The sequence below is a fragment of the Nostoc foliaceum FACHB-393 genome (assembly GCF_014698505.1).
In the GTDB taxonomy this organism is placed as follows: Bacteria; Cyanobacteriota; Cyanobacteriia; order Cyanobacteriales; family Nostocaceae; genus Nostoc; species Nostoc foliaceum_A.
The window spans coordinates 1-3,513 of the sequence record NZ_JACJTD010000161.1; the positions used below are offsets into that span (position 1 = coordinate 1).

Genomic DNA, 3,513 nt, shown 5'->3' on the forward strand with positions numbered 1-3,513 from the left:
TGTTCGGTGTGTTTCACGGCGTTTCCCAAACTGCTACCGAATGTGCCCAACAGCTTTACCGTTATCGTCCAAAAGTCCCGTTTCATATTTGGGTGGCCCCGCGTCCTCCCTTTGGTTACAAGGATACCAATGCTACCAAGATTAAAGAGCGCTTGCTCCAAACCAATGAAATGACCGCTTTTCTGTTGCGGATTGACAGAGAAACGGGTAAGCGGGGCGCAGAGAAAGATTGGGCGCTTGAGGCTTACTGCCAAATTATGGCTAACCGCCACTATTCTCTAAATAATCTGCGTGATGATCTGCGATCGCTCCTCACAGAAATGGGTAATACATTTATATATGTGGGCAGTGAAGATGATGAGCAATCTCTTGAAAGTCTAAAAGCAGCAGCACAAGCTTTGGATCGTGCCCACAATTCGGCTGTTGCCAAGGCTAAGAATATTACTTTGAGCGAGTACCGTGCCCGTCAGAGCAAAGATTACCTTGACCCTAATGAAATTTTTGAATGTGAAAAGTTCCGCATCTCTGATTCTTACGGCATCGAAGTAACCGAATCGCTCGTAGAAATGGATAAAGGTGGCCGCTTAATTAGAGCGATCGCTGGACTTGAGGCCATTTTAGCCCCACCCGAAGAATCGTTTACTGACCCCAAAACTGGGCGAAGTTATCCTACGCCACCCCAAATTGTCGCCCAAAAAGACCGCAATGAGCGGGACAATTTACCTTTGTGCATCGACTGGGGCAATTACTCCGCACGCTGGCTGGCTAGATTTAACCTGGGACTGCATCAAATTCTCTTAAGTTTAATCAGGGGTGATGAAGTTACCGCCGACGATTCCACCTTACTCAAGATGACGGCGATCGCTAAAAACTGCGCTGCTCACGTCAAAGCAATTTTTGGGTTTACTATTCCCAGTGACTGTAAACCTATTTGGTTGCTGGCCACAATGCTAGAGCAGCTGGGGCTAAAACTGACTTTCCGCAAGCAGGGCAAGCGCGGTCAACAGGTGAAACTTTTTTCTTTATCTAAAGAGGAATTAGAATTTGCAATGCATGTAATTGCTCATCGCGTGGAAAAGCGTAATCAAAAAGAAAATCGAACCTATTATGCTGCTCAAAACCCTGCTGCGTATAGTGCTGGACTTAATCAGCAGCCCGTATCCACACCCCCCCTTGATGCTATAGGGAACTCCCATTGCCAAGGGGAGGATACTACAGATGAGAGCAGGGGAGCGGAGGAGCAGAGGGGCAGAGGAGTTGAGGAGTTGAGAAACAAAGAAGAAATTTGTACAAGTTCTTTCCCCTCTGCCCCCCTGCCCCCCTGCCCCTCTGCTCTCTTCACTGACCGGATTACTCTACTTCATTGCGTAGAAATACTTCGCTCTGGTATTTCTCGTGGAGTTGAGGCAATTAAAGGCATTCTCAAGCGATGGGTTGAAGATTTGCGTTGGGAGACAGTACTGGAACTTGAAGCGATCGCAGCGAGTGAACTGCGACTTGTGGAATCTCTTGTCCCGGAATTTTATGCCTTGCTAAGTGAAGAGGTCTTGCCGATGGAGTTCTCCTAAACTTTCGTCATAACTAACCGCATCATTGAAGCAATTTCTACTTTTGCTTTCAGCAATTGCGCTGATGCTGCTTTGCGAAATCGATTTTTTGGTAAAATGGGGTCAATGCCTTTTCTTTACTGAATTATCGGTCACTTCGACTAACTTGGGTTTCCCGAAGTCGTCTGACTCAACCGGAGCAAGTAGCGCTAAAGATGATACCGCTCCCAATACTTGATCTTCTCTCACCTCCAGGTACTTGTACAGCTCGTCCAAGGTGCGATGCCCAGAGATTTCCTGAATCACTCTTAAGGGAATTCCGGCATTACTCATCGAGGTGAGTGCTGTGCGCCGAAAGCTGTGAGAGCTTATGCCTTCAACTCCTATTTTTTTGCAAGCGACTCGCAATATCCACAATGCCGAATCCCGGTGCAGGTGGTTATTCGCTCTTGAGTGGTCAGCATTTCCAGGGAACAGCCAAGGAGAATCATCACGCGGTTTATATGCTTGCAACCTGACTCGCAATTCTTGAATTACCGGGATGGCACGGGTAGCCAGTTTCCCTTTCGTGTTACCCTTGCGAAAGATGATTTTGGCTCTGACTTTTCCTTTGGCATCATATACGTCCCGCTTAAGCAACGTCACTGCTTCGTTCACCCGACACGCTGTGTAAAGCATCACCGCAAACAGCGCTTTATCTCGCAGTGAATCCACCCCCTCCGAGAACAGAAGTTGGATTTCCTGCAAAGACAAAATCTTTGCTCGACCATGCCTATCAATTTTCAAGGTTGCTGCCCCATCAACACCCCGCCCTGTTCTTATTATCCCAGTCCACGAGACAGGAATTGCTACGGGGTGCAATTTTCACAGTTATGCAGACCCGCTCATAAAGATACGAAAGTACGATCCAGATCCACGCCACACAACGAGCAATTAAGAACAAGGCTGGTATCTTTTTTTGTGGTTCCCCCTAAAAATACACCTCTAAAAGAAAAACCTAAAAATAGGTGAAAAAATAAACCAATAATGACTTTATAGTTAATCAGTAATACAACAGGTCAAAGAGCATACTTCTAACAGTTCACTACAGAAATATTACAGGTGTAGGTTTGGGTTAAAGAAAACGGGCAAAGGTGCTTATTTTAAGAAACTTGTACAAAATTCTTCCCTGCTTCTGTTGCTTTCATGCCAAATCAAGCTTATCGGAATAGCCCGCTTTTTCATCGCTATCACGACATAAAACTATAGAGTCATTTTTAGTTTATTTTTTGAGAGTGGTTTGATTGCTCTATAAAAAATTCTTCAAGAAACGGGTAAAACTTGCGTGTCAAAAACTCAAACTTTTCTCCGATGCGTTTGGACACTAATTATTTAAAACTGACAATTAATTCTTTAATGGACACCAGGGCTTAAAAGCAGGGGCAACTTTTAGAGACGCTATGCGTAGCAAGATCCCCGTAGGGGTACAGGCTTACTGTACTGGATGCAATTATTGCTTTCTTACTCAGCAATATAACTAGGTACTCAGCACTGTTTCGATGAGCAAAAATTAGATAAAGCAATCCTGCAAGCGTTTAAGCCTGAGATAATTTTTGATCGCCAATGGTAGCCGTTGGCAGTAGCATCTCTTCATAAAAGGCATTGCTTGAGGAATGCGCTGAGGCATTTAGCGATGATACTATCAAGGTAATTCATCATGATGAATTACACGATTTAATAAGCGTGGGCAGTCCCAGTTTACCTAGATGACACGTGAACATGAGCAATACAGGGCGTACAAAAAAACTAGCATCTTTCAACTGTGACCAAAGGATTTGGGAGCAGTTTATCGCCCGTTGTTGTCCATTAAAGAATTATTTGTCAGTTTTAAAGAATTAGTGTCCAGGCACTCGATTTTTTGAGTCATTTGGAATTAGAGTCATGGTCTAGTTCGGTAAATTCCAGTTTTAAAGAATTAGTGTCACCT

1 protein-coding gene and 1 pseudogene are annotated in these 3,513 nt (G+C 44.5%); one reads left to right on the forward strand and one right to left on the reverse strand.

Annotation, left to right across the window (positions count from 1 at the left end):
* A pseudogene (locus tag H6G92_RS38475) lies at window positions 1-1,568 on the forward strand (bifunctional DNA primase/helicase); the annotation flags it as partial.
* A gap of 102 nt (window positions 1,569-1,670) precedes the next feature.
* Here the strand turns inward: H6G92_RS38475 and H6G92_RS38480 are convergent.
* The gene (locus H6G92_RS38480; protein WP_190902073.1) at window positions 1,671-2,333 is read right to left on the reverse strand and encodes a tyrosine-type recombinase/integrase; all 663 of its coding nucleotides are present in this window, start codon (window positions 2,331-2,333) and stop codon (window positions 1,671-1,673) included.
* Window positions 2,334-3,513 lie beyond the last annotated feature (1,180 nt).